This window comes from Acinetobacter sp. UBA6526 (assembly GCF_002434875.1).
In the GTDB taxonomy this organism is placed as follows: Bacteria; Pseudomonadota; Gammaproteobacteria; order Pseudomonadales; family Moraxellaceae; genus Acinetobacter; species Acinetobacter venetianus.
Map to the genome: position 1 here is coordinate 1 of NZ_DJLC01000182.1, position 4506 is coordinate 4506.

The 4506-nt window shown below is 41.7% G+C and carries 2 protein-coding genes and 1 pseudogene; all 3 read right to left on the reverse strand.

The features are described 5' to 3' along the window. Positions 1–521, reverse strand: a 521-nt coding sequence (locus B4237_RS12510; protein WP_286943386.1) for a molybdopterin-dependent oxidoreductase, incomplete at its 3' end; no start/stop codon positions are given. Between the two features lie 85 nt (positions 522–606). Beyond that, a complete protein-coding gene (gene nirD, locus B4237_RS12515; protein WP_286943388.1) occupies positions 607–2226 on the reverse strand; it encodes a nitrite reductase small subunit NirD in 1620 nt (539 codons plus the stop codon). 11 nt (positions 2227–2237) lie between these two features. Next, positions 2238–4466, reverse strand: a pseudogene (gene nirB / locus B4237_RS12520) (nitrite reductase large subunit NirB); the annotation flags it as partial. Between the last annotated feature and the right edge of the window lie 40 nt (positions 4467–4506).

Here is a 4506-nt window from a genome sequence, read left to right on the forward strand (position 1 = left end):
TAGCTGGCTGGAACGATATCTTCACCAAAAGCACGCTTATGCGCTGCAACTGCAGAAGACATACATAAGCGTGAATTGGTATCAATATTGGCAGTGCCTAAATATCCTTTAACAAACTTATTTACCACATAATAATCTTCAGTGAGCAACTGCCCAGAGACATAGAAAGCAACGCTATCACGACCATATTGATCAATACATGCCTGAAATTGTGTCGCAATTTTTTCCACCGCAGCATCCCAAGTGGTTGCTTCACGGTGATTTTTACGTCCAAACATTGGACTCAATACACGTGTTTCTAAACCTAAAGTATCGGCTAAACGACTGCCTTTAATGCAAAGTCGACCAAAATTAGATGGATGTTCGGCATCACCAGACACTTGAACCGTTGTGCCATGTGCTTTATGTTGCACCTCAACATTGACACCACATCCCACGCCACAATAGGGACAAGTCGTTTTTGTAATGATTTTTTCTACATGATCGGAGCGACTGTGTTCTAAATTTTGAATACTGTTCATGACTGCCCCTCTACCTATTTTCATCTCTGACTGCGTTTCGTATTCGATCTCAGCTTAGGGGATGACTCCCCTAAACCAAAGATGACTAACCTGCTTTTTTCATTGCAAAATCTTTACCAAACAACAATTTATTTCTAAAACCTGAAATCGGTGTTTGATCGGCAATCAGATCGGCATACCACATACCATCTTCTGTATCACCAAACAGCACCGCACCGATCACATGATCTTTCTGAATGATAATTCGTTTGTAAATTTGACGTTTTTCATCGTTCAAAATGATGTCTTCATAATCTTCTTTCGGCTCAAAATTTCCTGCCGAGAACACATCCACACCACTGACTTTTAACTGTGTCGGTACGGTTGGAGACTTGAACGTCAAGCTGCCATGCTCTGCAAGATGTGTTGCGCAGATAAATGCTTGTCCCCACAACGGTTCAACCAAACCAAAAGTTTGATTACGGTGTTCAATACACTCACCTACCGCGTAGATACTTGGGTCAAAAGTTTGCATGGTGTCATTAACTAAAATACCACGGTTACAGCGTAAGCCTGCACTTTGTGCTAATGCGATATTTGGACGAATACCTACCGCAAACACCACTAAATCTGCGTCTAGTACCGTACCGTCTTTCAAACGCACTTGGCTGACATGACCATCTTTACCGATCAAAGCTTCAGTATTCGCTTCAGTCATGATTTTAATGCCTTTTTGTTCAATGCTATGACGTAACATGCCACTAGCACGGCTATCAAGCTGACGTTCCATAATGCGATCCATCAGATGTAGTACTGTCACGTTCATACCACGTTGTACTAGACCATACGCAGCTTCAAGGCCGAGTAAACCTCCACCAATCACCACTGCATTTTTCTTGCTTTGGCTATACTCGATCATGGTATTGACATCATAGATATCACGGAAGCTAATCACACCTTTTAAATCCACGCCTTGGACTGGAGGAATAAATGGTGAAGAACCTGTTGCAATGATCAAGCGATCATAATCAACGTTTTCACCTTTTTCTGTATGTACAATCTTACGGGTACGGTCAATTTTCACCGCTGGATCATCCGCAATAAATTTAATCCCTTTATCGCTATACCATGCATGTGGATGCAACATAATGTCATCAATGGTTTTTTCGCCTGAAAGCACTGGTGACAACATGATACGGTTGTAATTGCCCCATGGTTCCTCACCAATCACGGTCACGTCATAACGATCAGGTGCCATATCTAACAAGTCTTCAAGACAACGCATACCTGCTAAACCATTGCCAATCAACACCAGTTTTAATTTATCTTGTGATGTTCCATTATTGGTGATGTAAGTCTTTTGTGGTGTCGGGTTGACCCATACACGACCATTTTCAATTTTGGTCGGAAACACTAAAAGTTTTTGATCTTTATCTTCCAAACAACGCCCAGTTGCTAGACTGAAATGCTGTTTATAAATCGGTGACGCAATCACGCGCTCACCCTGTAGATCACCAATAATACCGCGAGCCATAACATTCGCTTGGCTGAATGGATCTTTATTACTCAATGCGTAGATACGGTTTTCATTTCCAACACGGAATAGAGCAACGGATTGCCCTTCAATCAAAGCAACTACACCTGTATTCGGTGTAATGTCGCTCAAATGGCATACATCTACCCATTGATCATTTGGAAGCATATTCATATCTTTTAAATTGGTCATTTTGATTCTCCTTATGCTTCAACCATTGGGATACGATCAACTGAACGTTCAGCTTCATTTAATGGACGAATTTGATCACGTACTTCTGTAAATTGAATGTATGGATCGGCTTGTTGTTCTGCACTTGCATTGATATAAGTTTGGAAACGTTTACGGATCTCAGGATTTTCAACGGCAGTACGCCATTCATCTTGATATGTGCCAATCACGTGAGACATACGATTTTCAAGTTCTTCAGCAAGTCCTAGAGAATCTTCAACAATCACCGCTTTTAGATAATCTAAGCCACCTTCCATATTGTCACGCCATACACTGGTACGTTGTAAACGATCCGCGGTTTGAATGTAGAACATAAAGAAACGGTCGATATAGCGAATCAAAGTTTGAGTATCCAAGTCAGAAGCCAAAAGCTCTGCATGACGCGGTTTCATACCACCATTACCGCAGACATATAAATTCCAACCTTTTTCAGTTGCAATCACACCAACATCTTTACCTTGTGCTTCAGCACACTCACGAGTACAGCCTGACACCGCCATTTTCAATTTATGAGGTGAACGTAAGCCCTTATAACGATTTTCTAATTCAATCGCTAAACCGACAGAATCATCCACACCATAACGACACCACGTACTACCGACACATGATTTCACCGTACGTAATGATTTACCGTAAGCATGACCAGACTCAAAGCCAGCGGCATTTAACTCTTCCCAAATAAATGGTAATTCATGTAGTTGCGCACCGAATAAATCGACACGTTGACCACCTGTAATTTTGGTGTATAAGTTATATTTTTTGGCAATTTGCCCAACAGCAATCAAGCCATCTGGTGTGACTTCACCACCCGCCATACGCGGAACAACTGAATAAGAACCATCTTTTTGAATGTTCCCCAAGTAGTAGTCGTTACTGTCTTGTAGACCCGCGTGGCTTGGTTCTAATACAAAGTCATTCCAGCATGATGCTAAAATATTGGCAGTCATTGGCTTACAAATATCACAACCTAGACCATGACCATGTTGTTGAATCAAATCATCAAATGTTTTGATTTCATTGACACGCACCAAGTGATAGATCTCTTGGCGTGAGTATGGGAAATGCTCACACACATGGTTATTGACCGTTACGCCTTGACGTTGTAACTCAGATTTTAAAACTTGTGTCACCAACGGCGCACAACCACCACATGCTGTTGCAGCTTTAGTACATTTCTTTAAAGCACCGAGTGACGTTGAACCATCACAAATCGCTTGGCAAATATCCGCTTTAGATACGTTATTACATGAGCAAATCGTTGCACTGTCTGGAAGTAAATCAACGCCACTACCGCCTGCTTTCGCACCAGAATCAGCAAAGCCTGGCATGATCAAACTTTCAGGTGTTTCAGGCAGTGCCAAACCATTCAACATCATTTGCAAAAGGTCGTTATATTCTTTCGCATCACCAACCAGTACAGCACCTAACAGTTTCGTCTTATCAGCATCAACAACAATTTTCTTATAAACCAATGCATCTTCATCAGCAAAGAAATAGCTTAGTGAGTTTGGTGTCATACCGTGCGCATCACCAACCGAAGCTACATCTACGCCCATTAACTTCAATTTAGTGCTCATATCGGCACCCGCGAAGCTATGTGTTTCTTCGGCAAGGATATGTTTTGCTGCGATACGGGCCATGTCATAACCCGGCGCAACTAAACCATAAATTTTATTATCCCAAAGCGCACATTCACCAATGGCATACACGTTGTCATTCGACGTTTGGCAATAATCATTGATTTTAATACCACCGCGCTCACCAATCGCTAAGCCGCTAGAACGTGCCAACTCATCACGTGGACGAATACCTGCTGAGAATAAAATCACATCAGTTTCAAGTTCACTGCCATCAGCAAACTTCATCACATGCGTTGCTTCACTACCTGCCTCAATCGATGAAGTCGCTTTTTGAGTGTGAACTTTAACACCTAGATTTTCGATTTTTCGGCGTAAAACTTTACCACCTAGATCATCGATTTGGACAGCCATTAAACGCGGTGCAAACTCAACCACATGTGTTTCTAAGTTTAAATCACGTAATGCTTTTGCTGCTTCTAGACCGAGCAAACCACCACCGATTACCACACCTGTTTTAGCATTCAAACTCGCTTCGCGAATTGCGTCTAAATCTTCAATGGTACGATATACAAAACAGTTTTCGCGATCATTACCATCAATTGGAGGAACGAAAGCATAAGAGTGCGATTTATCACCATTTTAAAAATAAAGAAGCCATCAT

What these genes read in the sequence shown, in the direction of transcription:
- nirD (WP_286943388.1), bottom strand. Translation starts at nt 2,226, where the DNA reads ATGACCAATTTAAAAGATATGAATATGCTTCCAAATGATCAATGGGTA.